This window comes from Saccharomonospora marina XMU15 (assembly GCF_000244955.1).
GTDB lineage: Bacteria > Actinomycetota > Actinomycetes > Mycobacteriales > Pseudonocardiaceae > Saccharomonospora_A > Saccharomonospora_A marina.
The window spans coordinates 3,118,163-3,137,686 of sequence record NZ_CM001439.1; the positions used below are offsets into that span (position 1 = coordinate 3,118,163).

The following is a 19,524-nucleotide window of genomic DNA, read 5'->3' on the forward strand; positions in this document are numbered from 1 at the left end:
GCTCCGTTCCGGCATCCCCCTACCTGAAGAGGAACTCCGTTGCGCGACACCCAGATCGATCGCGTCGAAACCGTGCTGCTCGACATCCCGCTGCACCGCCCACACCGGTTCGCCCGCACCGGCATGACCGCGCAGCCGATGCTGCTGGTGTTCGTCCGCACCGCGGGCGGCGTGACCGGTGTCGGTGAGGGCGTCGTGCCCGGGGGCCCGTGGTGGGGCGGCGAGTCGGTGGAGACCATGCGGCTTGTCGTCGAACGCTACCTGGCACCGTTGCTGGTGGGCAGGCAGGTGTCCGACATCGCGACGATCCTGCGCGAGATCGACGACCTGGTGGCCGCCAACCTGTTCGCCAAGGCCGCCGTGGAGGTCGCGCTGCACGACGCGTGGGCGCGCTGCCTGGACACGCCGCTGCACACGCTGCTCGGCGGCCCCGCCAGGCGCTCGATTCCCGTCACCTGGGCGCTGGGAACCGAGCCCGCGGCCGCCGTCGCGGAGGAGGCACTGTCCAGGCTGGAGGCCGGACTCAACCACAGCTTCAAGCTCAAGATGGGCGCGCAGGACCCGGCCGACGACGTCGCGCGGGTTCGCGCGGTCACGGAGAAACTCGCGGGCACAGTCGGTGTGCGGGTGGACCTCAACGCCCGCTGGGACCTGCTCACCTCGCTGACCTACCTGCCCAGGCTCGCGGAGGCGGGGGTCGAACTCGTCGAGCAACCGGTTCCCGGCGGCGAGATCGAGGCCCTCGCCGAGATCAACCGCGCGCTGCCGATCCCGGTGATGGCCGACGAGAGCCTGCGCACTCCTCGGGACGCGCTGCGGCTCTCCCGGCTGCGTGCCGCCGACGTGTTCTCGTTGAAGACCACGAAGTCCGGCGGGCTGCGGGCGACAAGGGCGATCGCCGAGATCGCCGCCGCGGCCGGAATTCCCTGCCACGGCGGTACCTCGATCGAGGGTCCGGTCGGCACCGCCGCCTCGCTGCATCTCGCGTGCTCGGCGCCCGCCGTGACCTGGGGCAGCGAGCTGTTCGGACCGTTGCTGATGAACGCCGACCTGGTCACCACGCCACTGCGGTACGAACGCGGCGAGCTGCACCTGCCGGACGGCCCCGGCCTGGGTGTGGAGCTGGACCCGGCCGCGGTCAAGGCCTTCACGAGGAGCTGAGCATCGTGCTGTTCCATGTCCGGATGGATGTCGCGATCCCGCACGACCTCGACCCTGGTCGGCGTGCGGAGCTGATCGCCACGGAGAAGGCCCGCGCGGTGGAGTTGCAGCGAGCGGGCACCTGGGTGCACCTGTGGCGGGTGGTCGGGCAGTACAGCAACATCAGCGTGTTCGATGTGGACTCCGCCGACCAGCTGCACCAGATACTGTGGAGCCTGCCGCTGTTTCCGTTCATGACGGTCACCGTGACGGCACTGACCACGCACCCCTCTTCGCTGTCCGAAGTAGACGGATAGGTGGCTGGTCAGCGGCCGACTCCCGCCTCGAGATAGCGTTTGAGGTCGCGCCATACCCTGCGCTCGGTGCGCCGCCCTGCGCCGGTGAGTAACGGACCGGCCATGGCGAGCAACCCGCGCGGCCGCAGGTGCCAGCGCCACCGTGCCAGTGTGCCGCCGGATGCGGCCTCGAACGTCAGCTCGCCGTCGATGTCCATGCTCGCCGAGCGGATCGTCGAAGTCAGCCGCCGCGGCCGGTCGTAGCCGGTGAGCTGAACGGTCATCGTGCCGGTGCGGCCCGCGGTCCTGGCCCTGCTGGCGAACCGGCTGCCCACGCCGACCGGCCCCTCGGTGAGCTTGTCCACGCCCACGATCCGCGGGTTGTACCTTGGCTCGTTGCGGGGGTCGGCCAGCACGTCGAACACCTGGGTGGGTGGGCGGTCGATGAAGATCTCTCCCTGGATGGTCGCCATCGGACTGGTTCCCTTCGCGCATCGGCCTGCTGACCGGTGCCCGACGCTACGAGCAGGCAAGGAACGCGCACAGGGCCGTTGGGCCCGGCTTGCCGTCCTCAGCCGAGCAGCGCCACCACGACGAACATCATCGGCAGGCTGAGCACGGTGGTGGCCAGCGCCGAGTCGCGGGCCAGGTTCACCCCCTGGTCGAACCGCACCGCGTAGCCGAAGACGTTCTGTGCCGTGGGCAGCGCGGCACACACCACCACCGCGAGCAGGCCCTCACCCGCCATTCCCAGCCACAGCCCGAGCAGCAGCGCGAGCAGCGGGTGTAGAAGGTTCTTGAGCACCACCACGGTGACCAGCGAAGGGCGCAGCTCACGCTGCCTGCCAGGCAGCGCCGCCGCGTGCAGCGAGATGCCGAACGCCAGCAGCATCCCGGGCACCGCGAAGTCGGCGAGCAACTCCACCGGGGCGAGTACGGGTGCGGGCACCACGATCCCGGTCGCCGACACCACCAGCCCGGCGGCCGTGGCCAGAGCGAGCGGGTTGCGGGCGGGCGCGGTGAGGGTGCGCAGCAGCGGTGGCCTGGCGCCGGTGGCGCGCTCGGACTGCACGTCCAGCACGGTGGTGAACACCGGAGTGAGCACGGCCAGTTGGAACAGCAGCACCGGTGCCACGACGGTGGCGTCGCCGAACACGTAGGTCACCACCGGAAGCCCGAGGTTGCCCGCGTTGACGTAGCCGCTGGCCATCGCACCGATCGTCACCTCGCCGGGCGGGCGCTTGCGTAGCAGCCCGACGGGCACGTAGAGCAGGCACGCCAGTGAACTGGTCACGGCGGTGACCACCAGATCGCCCGACAGCACGGCTGCCACGTCCGCCCTGGACAGCGTCACGAACAGCAGCGCGGGGCTGGCCACGAAGAAGGCCGCCCTCGACAGCACCTGCGTGGCCGAAGGGCCCAGTACGCCGAGCCTGCCGACGAGGTAGCCGACCGCGATCACGACCCCGATCGCGAGGAAACCCTCGACGACGCCGTTCACTTCACCGTCACCAGCGACACCGTAGAGCTGTGCCGTGCGACACAGCCCCCCGGGCCGCACGGCTAGCGGGACGCCACGAACACCAGTTCGCTTCCCGGCCGGTCGGGCGCGTCACGCACCTGCTCGACCCGGTAGCCCGTCGCCGCGAGGTCGGCCTCCACCTCGGTGCGGTCGCGAAACCGCACGGTGGAGTCCGAGGCCAGTACCCGCGAACCGGGTCGGAACACGAACGTCCAGCGAAACGACACCAGTGGCGGGCTCACGTCCAGCAACTCCACCCAACTGTCCACCGTGTTCCCGCCCGGTAGCTCGGTGCTGCGCCGCGAGGCCGCCCGGTTCCAGCCCGACCACGCCCGAGCGGCCGGATCTCGTGTCTCGAACACCAGCCTGCCTCCCGGTCGCAGCGAGCCATGGACCGCGCGAAGCGTGGCTTGCCATGCGCCCGGGTCGACGATCGCCTGCGTGACGTTGGCCGTCATCGTGGCGAGGTCGAACCCCGGACCGTGAAATGCTTCCAGCGCTGTCGCGTCACCGTGAAGCCGGCGCACCCGGTGGGCACCCGGCTTGTCGCGCGCCACGTCGAGCGAAGCAGCCGCCGGGTCGAGTGCGGTGACCTCGAGGCCGCGTTCGGCGAGCAGCAGGGCGAACGTCCCCGTACCGCACCCGATGTCGACCACGCTGCCGGCGCCGAACTCGGCGGACATGGCCGCGTAGCAGTCCAGATCTTCCCTGTCGGGGTCGAGCACGTCGTAGAGTGCGGCCGGCGTCGGGTGTTCGAAAAGCGGGTCGGCCACGTACGGCAGGATAGGCATGCCCGCACGTTCAGGCGCGGCCGCCTCGGCGGCGGGAACCGGCGGGCCACAGCAGGAGAACGGCCACCGCCGCCACGGCGGTGAGGACGGCGGTGGCGATCATGGTGCCCGCGACACCGAAGGTGAACGCCTCGGTGACGGCATCGGCGACACCGCGCCTGTCCTCGGCCGGCAGTGCGGCGATGGCCTGCTGGAACGTGGAGGAGTTGACCAGCGCCTGCTTCGCCTCGGCGATCTCGGCGGGCCCGAGGTTCGCGGCCGCGAAGGCCGAGGCGGCGTCGGCTGAGGTCAGTCCCCGCGCCAGCGCGGTGAGGATGGCGACCCCGAGCGCTCCGCCGAGCATGCTGGACATCTTGAACACTCCGGCCGCGGTGCCGGCGAGGTGGCCCGGCACCTCGCCGACCGCGGTGTTGGCCACCGGGGTGCTCACCAGCCCGAGCCCGAGGCCGATCACGAACAGCGCGAGCGCCAGCGGCCACAGCGTGCCGCCGGTACCGAGCAGGCCCAGCACGACCAGCCCGGCGGCGGCGACGGTGAGCCCGGCGACCGAGGGCAGCCGCCCGCCCACCGTGGCATCGAGCTTGCCGCCGAGCGGGATGAACGCGAACACACCGACCGTCGCGGGCAGCAGCAACATGCCTGCCCGAACCGGGTCGTAGCCCAGCGCGTTCTGCAGCCACAGCACGAGCACGAAGCTCAGCCCGGCGAACGTCACGTTCATCGTGAGGTTCGCCGTGAGCGCGCCGTTGTATGCCCTGAGCCGAAACAGCCGCAGGTCGACCAGCGGCGCGCGAGAACGTCGCTCGATCTGGTACCAGGCGGCGGCGAGCGCCAGGGTCGCACCGAAGAGCGCGAGCACCGGCGGGCTCGCCCAGCCGAGGACCGGGCCCTCCGTAAGGGCGTACAGCAACGCGAACACTGCGGAGGCGATGGTGGCCAGTCCCCACCAGTCCACGTGCCGCGACACCGCGGTGTCACGTGATTCCGGCGTGGTGAGGCGCACGACGGCGACGCTGACGGCGGCCAGCGGAAGGTTGATCCAGAACAGCCACCGCCAGCCGAGCCCGTCGGTGAGGCCCCCGCCGATCGCGGGACCGAGCGACAGCCCACCCCATGCCACGGCCTGCCAGATACCGAAAGCGGTGATCTCGGCGCGGCCGGAGAACTCCGGTGGAATCAGGGCCAGCGAGGCAGGCAGCACCAGCGCCGCGCCCACCCCCATCAGGCCCCTGCCGACAATCAGCCATTCCACGCTCGGCGCGAGCGCCGCGAGCACGGAGAAACCCGCGAGCAGCAGCGAACCCAGTTGCAGCATGAGGCGGCGGCCGAAAAGGTCACCGAACTTGCCCGCCGCGATCACCAGCGCACCGGTGACCAGGCTGAACGCGTTGTTGGCCCATTGCAGTGGCGACAGGTCGGTGCCGAATTCGTCGGCGATCCGGGGAATGGCCACACCGAAGTCGGAGAACGCGAGCCACACGATGCCCGCGGCCGAGCAGATTCCGGCCAGTGAGACCCAGCGCCGCGGCGGGGCCTGCACTGAGGTCATCCGTGCCGCCGCAACTGCCGCACCGCCCTGGCCAGCCGCAACGGGAACATGCCGAGCAGCGGGGCACGGCGGCCGAGGTCCTCGGAATCCTGCCGGTCGAACGCGGCGGCATACCGGCTTGCTTGCTCGGCCGAGGCGTAGGTCTTGCTACCCCCGACCGGGCACCCGCGCTCGCAGGCCCAGGTCATGGTCGCACCCTCGGCACGGAACCGGTACCGATGTCCCAACATCGCGCATCGAGCGGTCACGCAGCGGGAGCTACCCGGCCCGCGGCCCCGGCAAACGTGCCCCTACTCGCTGCCCGGCGGGCGGCCACCGCCGCCACCGTCACCAGTGCCGCCACTGCCACTGCCGTCGCCGTCGCCGTCGCCGGGTGCGTACACGCGGCCGCGCAACCTGCGCACCCTGCCTTCCGCCACGGCCACCCGCAGCGCCGAGGAGAACATTCCAGGTCCCCAATACCTGGCACCCACCATGTCGGCGAGCGCCTCCCTGCGGATCGGACCACGGGCCTGCAACGCGCGGTCGATCATGTCGATTTCGTGCTCCAGCGCCTCGTTTGCCGCCGCTCGCGCAGGGTCGACACCAAGCCCCCACGACCCGACCACGGAGGGCGGGCCAGGCCGCCACCGGCGCAGCCCCGAACGTTCCCGTTCCTCCAGCGCCTGCTGCCGCTGGGTGATCTGCCTGCGCCTGCGGTCGGCCTCGGCCGCTTCGGCCCGTTCCTCCGCTCGTTGCGCTTCGGCTCGTTCCTCCTCGGGCCGTTCCTCCGCTCGTTGCTCCTCGGGCGGTTCCTCTGCGCGTTCCTCCTCCGGGCGCCGCTCACGCTCGGCCTTCCCCCGCTGCTCCGCCTCGGCGCCCTCGCCCTCCTCGCTCTCGGCTTCCTCCGCCGTGAGCGGCTTCGCGATGTCCTCGAGCGAGCTGCGCTCGGCGCGGACGCCGAACACCAGCTCCGCCAACCCACCGACAGCCATCACCGAGGCGCTCACCGCGAACCCGATGGCGACCAGCCCCCGCTGCCCGGTGTCGATCAACTGACCGAACAGCAGCGGGCCGATGATCCCGCCCACACCGGTGCCCACCGCGTAGAAGAACGCGATCGCGAGCGCGCGCGTCTCCATCGGGAAGATCTCGCTGACAGTCAGATACGCCGCGCTGGCACCGGCCGAGGCCAGGAAGAAGGTGGCCACGACGAAGCCGAGGAACGTCCACTGCCCACCGAAGCCGGTCAGGAACACCCACAGCAGCGGCAACGTCAGCAAGGCCGAGCCGAGATAGGACGTCGCGATCATCGGCTTGCGGCCCACGGTGTCGAACAACCTGCCCAACGTCACCGGACCGAGGAAGTTCCCGATCGCGTACGCGATCACGAACACCGGTACGAACCCGGACGCGACACCGTAGAAGCCGCTGAACAGCGTCCCCAGGTTGAACGTGATTCCGTTGTAGATGAAGGCCTGCCCGATGAACAGCGCGAGTCCCAGCATGGCCCGCTTGGGGTAGACCTTGAACGCGGTCCGCGCGATCGTGCGGAACGGGATGGTCCTGCGCTGCCGGACGGTGATCGTGGATCGGGTCTCCTCCAGCTGCTGCCCCGTGCTCTGCCGTACCTCTTCCTCGATGCCGTCGACGATCCGCTCGGCCTCGTCCTGCCTGCCGTGGATGAACAGCCAGCGCGGGCTTTCCGGGACGTGGCGGCGAACCAGGAGAATGACGAAACCCAGCAACGCGCCCATGCCGAACGCCAGCCGCCACCCGAGATCGAGCGGGAAGATGGCGGTGTTGAGGAACAGGATGGCCAGCGCCGCCCCCATCGCGGCACCCAGCCAGTAGGTGCCGTTGATGACGAGATCGACCCGGCCCCTCACCCGGGCGGGCATCAACTCGTCGATCGCGGAGTTGATGGCGGCGTACTCGCCGCCGATGCCCGCGCCCGTGAAGAACCTGGCGATGAAGAAGTACCACGGTGCGAACGCGAACGCGGTGGCCACCGTGGCGGCAACGTACACGCCCAGCGTGATGATGAACAGCTTCTTGCGACCGAACCGGTCGGTGAGCTGACCGAACAGCAATGCGCCCAGGCACGCGCCCGCCACGTAGAACGCCGCCGCGATCCCGATCTGGCCCGGCGTGATCTGAATCCCACTGCCGGGTTCGGTCAGCCGAGCCGCCACCGACCCGACGATGGTGACTTCCAGTCCATCCAGGATCCAGACGGTGCCCAGACCGATGAAGACGCGCCAATGGAACCGGGACCAGGGCAGCCGGTCCATCCTGGCGGGAATCCTGGTCTCGATCTTTCCAAGTTCCACGGCGGCACTCATGATGGGTGCACTACCCGTGGCGGTAACCTCGGAAACCAACGGCCTGCCTCACCGCGTCGGCTGCGGCTTACCGACCAGGTCCCGGGGATGGGTGCGCGTGCCGTCCCTGACAACGCCGGGGATCAGGCCGCGGGCCCTGGCCAGGCCCGCCACCGCGAGCAGCAGGTACAGCGACGAGAATGCCCACCGCACCACCGTCATCGCCGCGGTGTCGCCCGCGAGCACCACGCTGGCGGCCAAGTCGCCGAGGAACAGCGTGATGATGGCCGTGGCCTGCCGCACGCTGAGCCGCAGGTCGATGAGCAGGCTCAGCGCGAACATCGACTGCGCCGCGGTCAGCAGCACCTCCTGCCGCTGAACCGGGTCCATCGGCAAGCCGGACAGCCCGCCCGCGGCGAGCGCGAACGCGGCCGGAACCATGCTGACCAGCAGCGTCCATTGATTGATCTTGGATGAGAGCAGGGTGCCCAGCCCCTTGTCCGGCAGCAGCCGGAACGCGAACAGGCAGGCGGGCACCAACTCGGCCGACTCGGTGGCCAGTGGCGCGATCCACTGCACCATCAGGAACCTGTCGATACCCAGCAGCGTGCCGGTCCCGATCAGCGACTCGCTCAGCGGGTGCGCCATCGACACGATCACCGCCGCCGCGGTCACCAGCAATGTCACGACCGCCACCCGCCGCGCCGCCACGGGCAGCCGCGCGATGAGCACCGGCGGCCCGATGAACTCCGGCTCCTCCTTCGGCGCCTTGGAAAGCCGCACGACGTAGAAGACGAACAGGCTCAGCAGTACGGCGGTGTCCACCAGGGTGAGCGTCGAACGCAGTGGTGCCTGCAGCATGTACAGCGACGCGGCGCCGAGGACCACCAGGTCGATCGCCGCCAGCCTGCGTAACCCGGCCGTGTACGCGATGGCGGACCTGTCGCTGTGAGCCCGCCTGTACCCCAGCGCGCCGACGAACACCACCAACGACCACCCGATGCCGATCAGCAGCCGGTTGGCCCCTGTCATGTTGGCCAACGCCAGCGAGGCCCTGTCCGGATCGTTGCCCGCCTGGTAGGCGAACTGCAGGTCGATGGCGTACTCCGGCAGGATCGCCACCACGGCGAGCGCCGACAGCGCGATGCCGGTCGGCACCTCCAGCTCGGCCAACTCGGTGCCCCATACCAGCAGCAGCGCCGCCCCGATGAAGGCGGCGCCGTAGCAGGCCAGGCCCAGTACGGGGCTGGCGGGACCGAGCGCGACGCGCAGCAACACGGCGGGAACGCACAGCGCGACGGCGATGACGAGTGCGAGCACGCGACCGCCGTGGCCGCTTCGGGGGGTGTCCATCGCCCTCCCGGGTAACCGCTGCGGCCGAAGCTACACCCGACGGGCCGACCAACGGCTGTCTTCTCACCTGCCGCCCTACGTGGTCTCGAACGCCGACATCATCGCCATGTCCTCGTGTTCGAGGTTGTGGCAGTGCAGCAGGTAAGTCCCCCGGTAGCGCTCGAACCGCACCGCGACATCGACGTACTCGGCAGGCCGTAGGTCAACGGTGTCCTTCCAGCCCGCGTCGAACGGCCCCGGCGGTCGGCCGTTGCGGCGCAGCACCTGGAACGGTGACAGGTGGATGTGCACCGGGTGGTGCAGGTCGGAGTACAGCCGCCAGATCTCGGTCTGTCCGAGTCGGGGCGTGGCGTCCATCCGTGCGGGGTCGAACGGCCTGCCGTTGATCGTCCAGCCGCGATCGCCGCCGACGATGCCCCTGCTGAACACCCATTCCCGCCTCGGTGCCGCCGCGCCGGGCCGGAGCGGCTCGATCTCGGCGAGCCTGCGCGGGAGCACGCTGTCGTCGGCGGCTTTGCGGGCCACCACGAACCGCATGACTTCCGAGGTCGGCCCTGCGCCGAGTTCGTTGGTCAGCACCACCTCGGTGCCCACGGGGTAGCGGGCGAAGTCGACCACCACCTCGAACCGTTCCGCCGGTGCGATGTCCAGCCGGTCGTGCGGCAGCGGCGCCGCCAGCAGTCCGGCGTCCGAGGCTATCTGCACGAACCCGCCGCCACCGCGCGGGGCCGGCCGCAGGGCCAGCCGGTACCGTCGCGCGTTGGATGCGTTCAGCAGCCGCAACCGGTAGCGCGCCGCGTCCACCTCCAGCGTCGGCCATGGCGCGCCGTTCACCAGCACGACATCGCCGAGCACTCCCTCCATGTGGTCGTGGTGCACCCCGGGCGTGTCACGCAGGTTCGGGTCGATCGACGGGTACAGCAGTGAGCCGTCCTCGGCGAACGCCCGGTCGCAGATCAGCAGTGGAATGTCGCGTTCGGAGTGCGGCAGGTCGAGCCGGTCGCCGACGTCGTCGTGGACGAGGTGGAACCCGGCGAGCCCGCGCCACACCTGCGGTGCGGTGAAGTCCATCCGATGGTCGTGGTACCACAGTGTCGCGGCAGGCTGATCGAGCGGGTACTCGTAGGCGCGGGTGCCGTGGCTGCTGTCGCCCGCCGTCGCGTAGCCGTGCCCGCCGCGACTGGTGTGGTCGCCGACCGGGTGGACGAGGTCCACCGGGTAGCCGTCGTGCTCGGCCGGGGTGTGCCCGCCGTGCAGGTGCACGACGGTAGGCACCGGCAGTTCGTTTCGGTGGGTCACGATCGTGGTGCGCCCCGACCGCGAGACGATGGTGGGGCCGGGGAAGCTCCCGTCGTAGCCGAAGATCGGTGTCCGGTAGCCGGGCACGATCTCCACCTCGCGCACCTGTTGCGTGATCTCGTAGTGGTCCACCCCCGCCGCCGACCGCACCGGTCGCTTCACCGGTGGAACGGGCAACGGGACCGCGAACCGTTGTGGAAGCGCGATCCTGCTACGCAGCAACTCCGCCGTTTGGCCCGTCGCCCCGGCGCAGCCCCCGACACCCACCGCCAGCGCTCCGGCACCGCCGAGCAACCCGAGAAAGCCTCGTCGTGACAGGCTCATCGGTTGCTCCAGGACGATCGTGGGTCCCGCGCCGCGGGGCGGTAGACCCATGCGCAGGCCAGCAACGAGATGATGACGACCAGCACGCCCAGCGGGATGTGCACGGCCAGCGCCCTGCTGTAACCCATGCCGATCTGTAGGCCCGTCACGAGAAACTGCGCCGCGGTGAACAGCACCGGCAGCACCGAACCGCGACCGGCGAGCCAGTACAGCAGGGCGGCGGCTGCCTGCAGCAGCAACAGGGATTGCACGATTGTCGCGTTGGTGCCGTGATAGCCGAGGAAGTCGAACTCGCCGGTCAGGTACACGCCCGCGAGTACGGGTTGGGCCAGCACACCCACGGTGCCGAGGGTGACCGTGCCCCTGAGCAACCACAGCGTCTGGCGTGGGCCGGTCCGCGCCGGTTCGATGGTCGTTGTCACGCGATCGACGCTATGTGTAGACAGCCTACCTATGGATCCGGGATCTCCCTGAGATATCCCGGATCAGTGCGGCGGATTCGGGTGCGGGTCCGGGCCGGTGGACGTAGCCTTCCTACCTGTGAACCCCGACGCCATCCGAGGCCATCTCGACGGCATGTTGCTGGCGGTACTCGAGGAGGGACCGCTGCACGGCTACGGGATCATCGAGGCCCTCTACCGGCGCAGCGGCGCGGCACTCGACCTGCCCACCGGCACGGTGTATCCAGCCCTGCGCAGGCTGGAGCGTGCAGGCTGGATCGACGGATCGTGGAGCACGGTCGGCGGGCGAAGGCGCCGAACCTACACGCTCAGTCGCGCGGGCAGGCGGGAACTCGCCGGTCGGCGATCGGAGTGGATCAGGTTCAGCGGCGTCGTCGGCAGCGTACTGGGAGGTGTGACGTGAGCGGTTGCCCGGTCGGCGAGGCCGTCGAGACGCTGCGGGGCTCGCTGCGAGGACCTCGGCGGGCGCGTGAGGAACTGGTTCGCGAGGTGGCCGACGGCCTGCACGACGCCGTGGACGCCTACCTCGATGCGGGGCTCAACGACAGCGACGCCAGGCGCAGGGCACTTTCGGACTTCGGTGACCCCCGCCTGGTCGCGCGGCAGTTGCAGGTCGAGTTGACCGCCGCGTACGGGCGGCGCACGGCCGTGCGGATGGCGCTGGCCTTCCCTGGGTTGATGCTGCTGTGGGACGCGGTGTGGCTGGTGGGCCCGGCGGCCACGGCCAGGTTGGTACCACAGGTGTCCTGGCTGGCCACCCTGGTCGACGTACTTTCCGTGGGTTCTGCGTTGGGTTGCGTCCTCGCCGCGATCGGTCTCGGCCGGGACGCGCGTCGCGGTGTGCCCGTCGATCGCGTGACCAGAACCGTCGGGGTACTGGGCCTGTGCACCCTGGTCGGCACGGGCACCGGCAGCCTGCTGCTCAACCTGCTGGGTAATGCCACGGCGGGCCAGGTGTACGGCACGCCGCTGGCCTGGGCGGTGCTGGTCACCACCTGCTGCGTGGCGTGCTGGTTGGTGGTGAGCGTGCGCCGCTGTCTCGCGTTGGGGCGGGTCAGCCACCACCCGGCGGCCGGTTCACTGGCCGGTTCCGTCGCATAGCTCGAGCGGTCCGCGCGGCGCCGCGCAGTGCATCCGCCACCCGCCCGCCCGGGGAGGCTTGGCCGACCTTCCTGCGCAACGTGGTGGGGAACAGCTCGAACAACAGCGCCGTCCGCGCCGTGTCGGGGTCGGGCGCGAACACCACCCTCGCGGTGCCGATGCCGTAGTTCTCCAGATCGATGCGGAAGGCGTAGGGATCGTTCTCGTCGTCGGGATGCAGCGTGAACCCCCGGTAGGCAGCAGGAACGGGGCTGAGCAGCCGCACCGTCAGCTCGCCGCGGCGGACGAACACCTCGGCCCCGGCACCGAACATGGATCGCGCCCGCAGGTCGGTGACCGGCGCGGGGAAGGGATAGCGGCCGCACAGCTCGCCCCACAGCTCCGGCCGCTGCGCGAGGTCGGTGCGGACGCGTTCCTCACGCGCACCGATCAGGTCACCGAGCAGCCGCCCCACCTCGGCGGGTAGCCACAGCATCGCCTGCCGTGCCCCGTTGGTGAAGGCGAGCACGCCGGTGCGGTCCTGCGGTGCGAGAAAGATGTCGGAATTGAAGCCGGGCAGGATGCCCTCGTGCTCCACAGTCGCGTGGCCGTCGAGGTCGAAGCGGGAGAACGCCAGTCCCATGCCGGGAATCCGGGGGTCCGGCTGGTACTGCGGCTGGAACATCATCGCCAACGTCGCTGGACTCAGTACCCGGCCGTGCTCGTTCGCGCCGCCGCCGAGCAGTGCGGCCACGTAACGGGCCATGTCCCTGGGGCTGGAGTAGATCGACGAGGCGGCCGTGGTGATCCACTGCCGGTCGGTGACCGGCTTCGGACCGTGCCTGCCGAGGGTGTACCCCGTCGCCAGGTGCGGCCGAATCCGGTCGGAGCGCAGCAGGTCGGTGCTGGTCATGCCGAGCGGTTGGAACACGTGCTCGTGAAAATAGCTGTCCAGCCGCTGCCCGCTGACGTCCTCGACGAGCTGGCCCAGCGTGGCGAAGTTGTGGTCGGTGTAGGTGAAGGCGCTGCCAGGCCGCGCCGCCAGCCGAAGCCCGCCCCGGTAGTAGTCGGCGAGCGTGGGAAGCGGGCGGCCGAGGGCGACGCTCTCACCGAAGACGTACTTCAGCGACCGCGACGCGTGCACCGTCTCCGGGACGCCGGAGGTGTGGGTGAGCAGATGCCGCACGGTGGCGGGTGGCCAACCGGACGAGGGCGGCACCAGCCGAAACGATCGCAGGTGGTCGTTGGCGGGCGCGTCAAGGTCGACCAGCCCCCGCTCGACAAGCTGCATCACCGCGACGGCGGTGAAGGTCTTGGTGATCGAGGCGATGCGGAAGACGGTGTCCTGGGTGACCGGCGCGCCGGAGGCGATGTCGGCGACGCCGTGCCCGTGGAAGAACTCGAGGTCACCGTCGCTCACGACGCCGAGCGCCAACCCCACGGCCGGCCTGCGGTTCAGTAGCTCACCGACGGCCGACGTCAGCTCCGCTTGGTTGGGCTGCGGCATGAGATCGAGCCTGCCCGGCCGCGAGCGAGTGGTGAGGAGGCGGGCGGCCCACCCTCGGTGGGTCGAACGTCCCCTTCCCGGCCGCGGGCCTCCATCGGTCCTCGCAGGATGCCGTGGCCCACACCGCTCGGTGGCGGCGGGTCTCTCGCAAGTCGCGTCCGGCGCCGCGAGCCGAACGACCTCGGCCTGCGCGCCGCCGTAACGCCGCGCACGGCCGCGAGTGTCCGGCCCGGCCCCGCCCGTGCGCGGCACGGCCAACGGGGACAGCGAGTTCGTCAACAACGCGCCGCTGTCACCGCCCGGGTCGAACAGGCCACTCGCCACACCATCAGGACGCTGCCGCACCTGCGGCCTGCGCATCGGCTTCTCCAGCAGGTCGTCGCGAGGGAAGTCGCCGTCCGGGTCGAGCCGCGCGTTCTCACGCCCCAGCCTGGCCAGGGGACCGGGCCGGGTCGTCGTGGCCGCCTCGCACAGGATGCGCTCCGCGTCCGCCCCGTCCCGCGCCGCCGCCGAAGGCGGCAGCGCTTCCACCGCCGCCCGGGTCGCCTCGACGTGTTCCGGACCGATCCCACCCGCCGTGAGTTCGTCGGCCACCCTCGGCGGTAATGCGTCCACCGCCGCCCCGGACGGCGCGACACCGGAACCCCGCGCCCTGGCATGCGCCACCACCATCCGGCGCGCGTCGGCCGGGTTCAGCGTGAACATGTCGCAAACCAGCCCGCCGACACCCCGTTGCCCTGTTCACCGGCCAGTCCCCGGGCCTGGATCTCAGCGACCGCGCGTAACTGCTCCGCATCGGCACGACGCCGCGTCAACTCGCGCTCCCGCAGAAACGCAGGCAACTCCACGTCCGTCAGCCGGGTCAGGGCCCCACCATCCATCACGACTTCCATTATGCCATTCGAATCGAACATCAGTTCGAACTCGATCGCGTGAACTCCTGCTCCGGTTCGGGGCCACTGCCCCGCGTCCGCAGCCAGCTGGCCGTCACCGCCACCGCCAGGATCGCACCGACGACCGCCAGCGAAAGGTTCGTCGGGATCTTGTAGATGTCCAGCAGCAACAGCTTCGCGCCGACCCAGACCAGCACCACGGCCAGCCCGAGCTTCAGGTAGACGAAGCGGTACATCAGGTCGGCGAGCAGGAAGTACAGCGCGCGCAGTCCCAGCACCGCGAAGGCGTTGGAGGAGAAGACGAGGAACGGTTCCCGGGTGACCGCGAAGATGGCCGGAATGGAGTCCACGGCGAACACGATGTCGGTGACCTCCACCAGCACGAGCACGGCGAGCAGCGGCGTGGCGACCAACCGACCGGCGCGCCGCACCAGGAACCGCTGCCCCTCGTAGGTCTCGGTGATCGGCACGAAGCGGCGAAACATCCGCAGCACGACGCTTCGCCGGGGGTCGATCGTCTCGTCCCGGTGCCGTGCCATGCGCACCCCGGTCATCACCAGGAACGCCCCGAAGACGTAGAGAATCCAGGCGAAGCTCGCGATCAACACCGAACCGGCGGCGATGAACGCCCCGCGAAACACCAGTGCGCCGAGCACGCCGTAGAACAGCACCCGGTGCTGGTACTCCCGCGGCACGGCGAAGTAGGAGAAGATGATCGCGAACACGAACACGTTGTCCACGGCGAGCGACTTCTCGATCAGGTATCCGGCGTAGTACTGCGCGCCGAACTCCGCACCCCAGACCTGCCACACGACCACGCCGAACGCGACGCCGAGCGCCACCCACACCACCGACCACACCGCAGCCTCGCGCACACCGACGACATGGACCTTTCGGTGCGCGAAGAGGTCGACGGCCAGCATCAGCAGCAGCACGCCGATGACGGCGGCCCATGCCCACCAGGGGACAGCCATGACAGTACCTCCGGTTCGAGAAACCGGAGGTCTCCCCGCGTCACGTGGCCAACAGCCGGGCACGACGCGGCCGAGTCCGGGTGCCGAGGAGGCGATCCGTACTGACGGACCCGGCCGGGTGGGTACTCCCCTCCACCACCAGAATGACGAAATCCAGTTCGCCTGTCAACGGGCCGGTTCGGGTTCGCCGCCACGACGAGCCGGTCGGCTATCGTCTGGCACATGGCGCGGACCCAGGACTCGCCCCGGCGCGGCGGCTCCAACGGCACGTGGACGTTCCTCAGCAACCACGCGCACGTGCTGATCTGCCTTTCGCGCGATCCGCACCAGACCATCCCCTCGATCGCCGAGCAGGTCGGGATCACGCCCAGGGCGGTGCAACTGATCCTCGCCGACCTCGTCGAGGGCGGCTACGTGGAACGCACCAGGGTCGGCCGCCGCAACCACTACCGCGTCAACCCCGAAGGACCGCTGCGCCACCCGCTGGAGGCCGAGCACCGCGTCGGTGACCTGATCGCCGCACTCGGCCCCCGTGGCAGCGCGAAACCGGGTAAGTAGGACCTCGCCCACTACTCGCCCGCCGCCTCCAGCAGGATGTCCACGGCCTCGTCGTTGCGTGCGGTCTCCTGCTCGATGCGCTCGTCGGGCGGGTAGAACCCGTCCAGCCCGCCACCGCTTCGGGGATACATCTCGAAGGTGTAGCTCAAGATCTTGTGCTCGCCCCACATCCAGTCGTTGACCGAACCGTCGGTGATGTAGAGATCGCTGGACTGCTGCGGGGTGTAGCCGTTGCTGGCCGCCATTCGCCTGCCGAGGTCGGCGAAGCGTTGCGCCTCCTGCTCCGTCATGCCCTCGGCGGTGTCGGCGTAGGTGTAGCCGTACGGCCACAGCACCAGCTCGGAGTAACTGTGGAAATCGATGTGCGCCTTGAGCTGCTGGCTGCCGCCGACCACACGCGAGTCGACGAAGTCGGCGACGGCGGCGGTCTCCGGTGCGGAGAACGGCGATGGCCCACGGTAGGTGTCCGAGCCCGGGTTACCGCTGGAACCGCCACAGCAGCCCCACCGGTAGTCCCAGTTGCGGTTCAGATCCGTGCCCGAGCCCTGCCGGTTCTTGCGCCAGCCGTGGTATTGACCTCCGGAAATGTCGTACTCGGCGCCGTCGGGGTTGACGCTGGGGATCACGTAGATCTCCCGCGAGTCCACCAGTGCGGTGACGGTCTCGTCACTGCCGTAGCCGTCGGTGAAGCGCTGCACGATCCGCAGGCACATCTCCGTGGTCAGATGCTCGCGGGCGTGCTGGTTGCACGTGAACAGCACTTCCGGCTCGTCCTCGTCCTGCGCCACGTTGTCGCTGATCTTGAGCAGGTGCAGCGTGCGACCCTCGTGGGAGGTTCCGACGCTCGACAACCGCGCCACCGCGGGGTGTTCTTCCCGCGTCGCCTCCAACTCCGAAGTCACCTCCGCGTAGGTGTGGTAACCCTCGTCGCCCGCGGGGAAGTCGGCCGCGGCACGCGGCGCGGGATTGCGCTCTGCGAGCGAGGCGTCGAGGTCGGCGGTGAGCCGGGGCCGAAATCCCAGCTTGCGCAGCGACTCGGCCTGCTCGGCGTCGGCGACGATCGTCACCGTGCCGTCGCGCACCCCGAGCACATCCACACCGGTGGCGGCGATCGCGGTGCGCTGCGCGGTTGTTGCCGCGCCGATCTCGTACACCGCCCGGTCGTTCGACTGTGCTGCTGTCGGTGCGGCGCTGGTCGGTGCGGCTACGGCCAGCAGCAGCACAAGCCCGGAGGCCGCGACGAGTATCCGGCGTTTCATCCCCATGCTGACAGGCTGCGCAGGTGTGCCACTGACAACAACCCGCCGAAAGTCGCGAAAAACTTCCCGCCGGGTCGAGCGCACTGGTACGGACCCGCCGCCGCCCCGTGGGCCGTTTTACCCCTGCGACGGGGACTATGCGGCCCTTACCGGCGCGGCCGCCGTGGTTCGATCATCATCGACATGACGCGCGCGATGATCACTGTGCTCTCGGTGCTTTCGGTGGCCTCACTGGCACTCGCCGGATGTGTCGGCCCCCAACAGGCCGCACCACCGGCTCCCACCACGACGACCTCCGCCACGGTCCCCACCGCCACGACCACCCCTGCGACGCCGACATCGGCTACCAGACCACCGGCACCGACCCGGGTGCCGACCCCTCCCGCACAGTGGTCCACCCGCGAGGTGTCCGCACCCTTCACCGGACAGGTCCCACCAACGCCGACGCTGGTGGCCATCCGCGTCGGTGCGCATCCCGCCAACGGTTTCGACAGGGTTGCGCTCGACTTCCGCGGCATGCCCGGCTACCGGGTGCGTTACGAGAACACCGTCACCAGGGACGGCTCCGGGCAGCGGGTGCGCCTTCCCGGCAACGCCTACCTGCAACTGGTGTTCAACCCCGCGCAGGCGCACAACGAGCAGGGCGAGTCCACGCTGACCTCGCCCCCGGTGAACCCGGTGCGGGTCGGCTACGACGAGCTCGTCTCCTACGTCCTCAACGGCGACTACGAGGGCTACGTCTCGCTCGCGCTGGGGCTGGCCGAACGCAACGGGTTCGTCGTCCGGCAGTTCCAACGCGGCAACGGCTTGCACACCGTCTACGTCGACATCGCGCGCGGCTGAACGCTCCGACCGAACGCAGAGTCGCGCCGCCCGGGCAACAACCCGGGCGGCGCGACGTCGCAGCGAACGAGTCCGGCTCAGTTCCTCAACTTGAGGATGAACAACCCGCGATCCATGCTGCTGACACCGATCACGTCCCGCTTGAAGTACGGGAAGTTGCTCCACGTGCCACCCTCGAACGAGGCGTTGTCGTTCTCCGGGTACAGGTCGAAGTAACCGACCTCCTTCAGCTCACCCTCAGCCACCTCGCCGGTGTGGTAGACGCGAAGGCCCGAGGTGTAGTTCGAGGCGTAGGCGAGGCGGCGTTCGGTGTAGATGTTGTGGTCGATCGAGGTGGTGTCGTTGTCGAACGACCCGATGTGCCTCGGATTGTCCAGATCGGACATATCCCAGATCCGGGTCCTTGTGTTGTTGCCGTGGTCGAGCTCGTCGAGCTCGTCACCGTGCAGGAAGTACCGCTGATCCGGGGTGAACCAGCCCTGGTGGCTGTAACCGTTGTCGGCGTAGGAAACCCGCGCGATCGCGACCGGGGCCGCCTTGTCGGTCACGTCCACGATGGACACGAAGTTGCCGTCGGAGGCCGCGTTGGAGTTCAAGCAGATCTCACGGCCGGCGTAGTCCTCGTCCGGACCGGCGTAGGTCACGCACTGCGTGTCGTGGATGTAGCCGTGGTCGGAGTAGCACCCGGCGGGCACCGGCGTGGTCGGCTCGGAGATGTCCACCATGTGCAACCCGCCTTCGCACGTGCTGGTCCCCACGGCGTAGGCGACACCGGTGTCGGTGTTGATGTTGATGTTGTGTGCGTTGCCGAATCCGGCGTAGTGCGCGTCTTCGGTGTAGGTGCCCCGCTCGTGCCGCAGCCGGGTCAGATCGAAGACCTGCATGCCGTGTGGCTCCTGCTCGGACACGACGAAGGCGTGGTTGTCGTACACCTTGATGTCGCGCCAGTAGGGGCGGTCGGGATCGAGCACGTGAGCGGGCAGCGTTCCCACCACACGCGCGTCGGTGGGCGTGCTGATGTCCACGAACACCGTGCCCTCGGTACCGCCGACGATGGCGTAGTCCCTGCCGGTCGCCGGATCGGTCCAGCCCCACATGTCGTTGGCGAAGCTGAGCCCCAGGTCCTCGAGCCAGAGGTGATCGAGCATGTCGACGTTGTCGCAGGCGTAGGTGTCGGCCGCCGTGCCGTTGACGCACTTCGCCCGACCCTGCGGCGCGGCGTCGAGCTCGGCTTGCCGTTCCGCCTGTGTCGGCGGTGAGACCTCGTCGAACGACTGCTCGTGCGCCCATGCCGTCGGCGCACCGAGGGCGGCCGCCGCCAGCAGCGCGACAGTCGCGGTAGCGATCTTCGCTCTCATGTCTCCTCCGGTTT

20 protein-coding genes are annotated in these 19,524 nt (G+C 69.7%); 6 read left to right on the top strand and 14 right to left on the bottom strand.

Annotated features, from left to right (window positions below; all coding sequences use genetic code 11):
• Nucleotides 1–39 precede the first annotated feature (39 nt).
• Together SACMADRAFT_RS14760 and catC are read left to right on the top strand one after the other, a co-directional pair.
• Nucleotides 40–1,161, top strand: coding sequence for a muconate/chloromuconate family cycloisomerase (locus tag SACMADRAFT_RS14760; RefSeq protein WP_009154633.1), 1,122 nt, complete (start codon nt 40–42; stop codon nt 1,159–1,161).
• A 5-nt stretch (nt 1,162–1,166) separates the two neighbouring features.
• Entirely contained in the window at nt 1,167–1,457 is a 291-nt protein-coding gene (catC, locus tag SACMADRAFT_RS14765; RefSeq protein ID WP_009154634.1) for a muconolactone Delta-isomerase, read from the top strand.
• Between the two features lie 8 nt (nt 1,458–1,465).
• Here the strand turns inward: catC and SACMADRAFT_RS14770 are convergent, their stop codons facing one another.
• The 9 genes from SACMADRAFT_RS14770 to SACMADRAFT_RS14810 all read right to left on the bottom strand — a co-directional run bounded on the left by SACMADRAFT_RS14770 (nt 1,466) and on the right by SACMADRAFT_RS14810 (nt 10,999).
• Complete coding sequence (locus tag SACMADRAFT_RS14770) at nt 1,466–1,909, bottom strand: SRPBCC family protein (protein WP_009154635.1); 444 nt, start codon at nt 1,907–1,909, stop codon at nt 1,466–1,468.
• Nucleotides 1,910–2,007: 98 nt separating this feature from the next.
• Entirely contained in the window at nt 2,008–2,937 is a 930-nt protein-coding gene (locus SACMADRAFT_RS14775; RefSeq protein WP_040926442.1) for an AEC family transporter, read from the bottom strand.
• Between the two features lie 62 nt (nt 2,938–2,999).
• A complete protein-coding gene (locus SACMADRAFT_RS14780) occupies nt 3,000–3,749 on the bottom strand; it encodes a class I SAM-dependent methyltransferase (protein WP_009154637.1) in 750 nt (249 codons plus the stop codon).
• Between the two features lie 10 nt (nt 3,750–3,759).
• The gene (locus tag SACMADRAFT_RS14785; RefSeq protein ID WP_009154638.1) at nt 3,760–5,298 is read right to left on the bottom strand and encodes an MFS transporter; all 1,539 of its coding nucleotides are present in this window, start codon (nt 5,296–5,298) and stop codon (nt 3,760–3,762) included.
• Nucleotides 5,295–5,486 (bottom strand): hypothetical protein, encoded by a 192-nt coding sequence (locus SACMADRAFT_RS14790; RefSeq protein ID WP_009154639.1) that lies wholly within the window; start codon nt 5,484–5,486, stop codon nt 5,295–5,297. Before SACMADRAFT_RS14790 ends, SACMADRAFT_RS14785 begins: the two co-directional genes overlap by 4 nt.
• A 102-nt stretch (nt 5,487–5,588) precedes the next feature.
• Complete coding sequence (locus tag SACMADRAFT_RS14795) at nt 5,589–7,622, bottom strand: MFS transporter (protein ID WP_009154640.1); 2,034 nt, start codon at nt 7,620–7,622, stop codon at nt 5,589–5,591.
• Nucleotides 7,623–7,670: 48 nt separating this feature from the next.
• Complete coding sequence (locus SACMADRAFT_RS14800; protein ID WP_009154641.1) at nt 7,671–8,954, bottom strand: Ca2+/Na+ antiporter; 1,284 nt, start codon at nt 8,952–8,954, stop codon at nt 7,671–7,673.
• Nucleotides 8,955–9,029: 75 nt separating this feature from the next.
• Nucleotides 9,030–10,577, bottom strand: coding sequence for a multicopper oxidase family protein (locus tag SACMADRAFT_RS14805; RefSeq protein ID WP_009154642.1), 1,548 nt, complete (start codon nt 10,575–10,577; stop codon nt 9,030–9,032).
• A complete protein-coding gene (locus SACMADRAFT_RS14810; RefSeq protein WP_009154643.1) occupies nt 10,574–10,999 on the bottom strand; it encodes a hypothetical protein in 426 nt (141 codons plus the stop codon). Before SACMADRAFT_RS14810 ends, SACMADRAFT_RS14805 begins: the two co-directional genes overlap by 4 nt.
• 118 nt (nt 11,000–11,117) lie before the next feature.
• Here SACMADRAFT_RS14810 and SACMADRAFT_RS14815 point away from each other — a divergent pair, with 118 nt between their 5' ends.
• Nucleotides 11,118–11,441, top strand: a complete 324-nt coding sequence (locus SACMADRAFT_RS14815) for a PadR family transcriptional regulator (protein ID WP_009154644.1) — start codon at nt 11,118–11,120, stop codon at nt 11,439–11,441.
• Complete coding sequence (locus tag SACMADRAFT_RS28580) at nt 11,438–12,139, top strand: permease prefix domain 1-containing protein (protein ID WP_009154645.1); 702 nt, start codon at nt 11,438–11,440, stop codon at nt 12,137–12,139. The genes SACMADRAFT_RS14815 and SACMADRAFT_RS28580 overlap by 4 nt, the downstream gene beginning before the upstream one ends.
• Here SACMADRAFT_RS28580 and SACMADRAFT_RS29155 read toward each other — a convergent pair.
• Genes SACMADRAFT_RS29155 through SACMADRAFT_RS14835 form a run of 3 tightly spaced genes read right to left on the bottom strand, consistent with a single transcriptional unit; the run spans nt 12,093 to nt 15,492 of the window.
• Nucleotides 12,093–14,330: a serine hydrolase gene (locus tag SACMADRAFT_RS29155; RefSeq protein ID WP_009154646.1), complete on the bottom strand. Its 2,238-nt coding sequence runs from the start codon at nt 14,328–14,330 to the stop codon at nt 12,093–12,095. The two genes, SACMADRAFT_RS28580 and SACMADRAFT_RS29155, sit on opposite strands and share 47 nt — an antisense overlap.
• Entirely contained in the window at nt 14,318–14,506 is a 189-nt protein-coding gene (locus SACMADRAFT_RS14830; RefSeq protein ID WP_157617252.1) for a hypothetical protein, read from the bottom strand. The genes SACMADRAFT_RS29155 and SACMADRAFT_RS14830 overlap by 13 nt, the downstream gene beginning before the upstream one ends.
• Nucleotides 14,507–14,538: 32 nt before the next feature.
• Nucleotides 14,539–15,492, bottom strand: a complete 954-nt coding sequence (locus SACMADRAFT_RS14835; protein ID WP_009154648.1) for a TerC family protein — start codon at nt 15,490–15,492, stop codon at nt 14,539–14,541.
• Nucleotides 15,493–15,714: 222 nt separating this feature from the next.
• Here SACMADRAFT_RS14835 and SACMADRAFT_RS14840 point away from each other — a divergent pair, with 222 nt between their 5' ends.
• On the top strand, nt 15,715–16,050 hold the full coding sequence (locus SACMADRAFT_RS14840; protein WP_009154649.1) for a helix-turn-helix transcriptional regulator: 336 nt from the start codon (nt 15,715–15,717) through the stop codon (nt 16,048–16,050).
• A gap of 11 nt (nt 16,051–16,061) precedes the next feature.
• On the opposite strand, the gene SACMADRAFT_RS14845 is transcribed toward SACMADRAFT_RS14840, so the two are convergent.
• Complete coding sequence (locus SACMADRAFT_RS14845) at nt 16,062–17,315, bottom strand: M14 family metallopeptidase (protein ID WP_009154650.1); 1,254 nt, start codon at nt 17,313–17,315, stop codon at nt 16,062–16,064.
• Nucleotides 17,316–17,492: 177 nt separating this feature from the next.
• On the opposite strand from SACMADRAFT_RS14845, the gene SACMADRAFT_RS29950 reads away from it, so the two are divergent.
• Nucleotides 17,493–18,152: an AMIN-like domain-containing (lipo)protein gene (locus SACMADRAFT_RS29950; RefSeq protein WP_157617253.1), complete on the top strand. Its 660-nt coding sequence runs from the start codon at nt 17,493–17,495 to the stop codon at nt 18,150–18,152.
• A 77-nt stretch (nt 18,153–18,229) separates the two neighbouring features.
• Here SACMADRAFT_RS29950 and SACMADRAFT_RS14860 read toward each other — a convergent pair whose 3' ends face one another.
• Nucleotides 18,230–19,510, bottom strand: a complete 1,281-nt coding sequence (locus SACMADRAFT_RS14860; RefSeq protein ID WP_009154653.1) for a choice-of-anchor B family protein — start codon at nt 19,508–19,510, stop codon at nt 18,230–18,232.
• Between the last annotated feature and the right edge of the window lie 14 nt (nt 19,511–19,524).

What these genes read in the sequence shown, in the direction of transcription:
- SACMADRAFT_RS14770 (WP_009154635.1), bottom strand. Translation starts at nt 1,909, where the DNA reads ATGGCGACCATCCAGGGAGAGATCTTCATCGACCGCCCACCCACCCAG.
- SACMADRAFT_RS14780 (WP_009154637.1), bottom strand. Translation starts at nt 3,749, where the DNA reads ATGCCTATCCTGCCGTACGTGGCCGACCCGCTTTTCGAACACCCGACG.
- SACMADRAFT_RS14785 (WP_009154638.1), bottom strand. Translation starts at nt 5,298, where the DNA reads ATGACCTCAGTGCAGGCCCCGCCGCGGCGCTGGGTCTCACTGGCCGGA.
- SACMADRAFT_RS14790 (WP_009154639.1), bottom strand. Translation starts at nt 5,486, where the DNA reads ATGACCTGGGCCTGCGAGCGCGGGTGCCCGGTCGGGGGTAGCAAGACC.
- SACMADRAFT_RS14795 (WP_009154640.1), bottom strand. Translation starts at nt 7,622, where the DNA reads ATGAGTGCCGCCGTGGAACTTGGAAAGATCGAGACCAGGATTCCCGCC.
- SACMADRAFT_RS14800 (WP_009154641.1), bottom strand. Translation starts at nt 8,954, where the DNA reads ATGGACACCCCCCGAAGCGGCCACGGCGGTCGCGTGCTCGCACTCGTC.
- SACMADRAFT_RS14805 (WP_009154642.1), bottom strand. Translation starts at nt 10,577, where the DNA reads ATGAGCCTGTCACGACGAGGCTTTCTCGGGTTGCTCGGCGGTGCCGGA.
- SACMADRAFT_RS29155 (WP_009154646.1), bottom strand. Translation starts at nt 14,330, where the DNA reads ATGTTCACGCTGAACCCGGCCGACGCGCGCCGGATGGTGGTGGCGCAT.
- SACMADRAFT_RS14830 (WP_157617252.1), bottom strand. Translation starts at nt 14,506, where the DNA reads ATGGATGGTGGGGCCCTGACCCGGCTGACGGACGTGGAGTTGCCTGCG.
- SACMADRAFT_RS14835 (WP_009154648.1), bottom strand. Translation starts at nt 15,492, where the DNA reads ATGGCTGTCCCCTGGTGGGCATGGGCCGCCGTCATCGGCGTGCTGCTG.
- SACMADRAFT_RS14840 (WP_009154649.1), top strand. Translation starts at nt 15,715, where the DNA reads ATGGCGCGGACCCAGGACTCGCCCCGGCGCGGCGGCTCCAACGGCACG.
- SACMADRAFT_RS14845 (WP_009154650.1), bottom strand. Translation starts at nt 17,315, where the DNA reads ATGGGGATGAAACGCCGGATACTCGTCGCGGCCTCCGGGCTTGTGCTG.
- SACMADRAFT_RS29950 (WP_157617253.1), top strand. Translation starts at nt 17,493, where the DNA reads ATGACGCGCGCGATGATCACTGTGCTCTCGGTGCTTTCGGTGGCCTCA.
- SACMADRAFT_RS14860 (WP_009154653.1), bottom strand. Translation starts at nt 19,510, where the DNA reads ATGAGAGCGAAGATCGCTACCGCGACTGTCGCGCTGCTGGCGGCGGCC.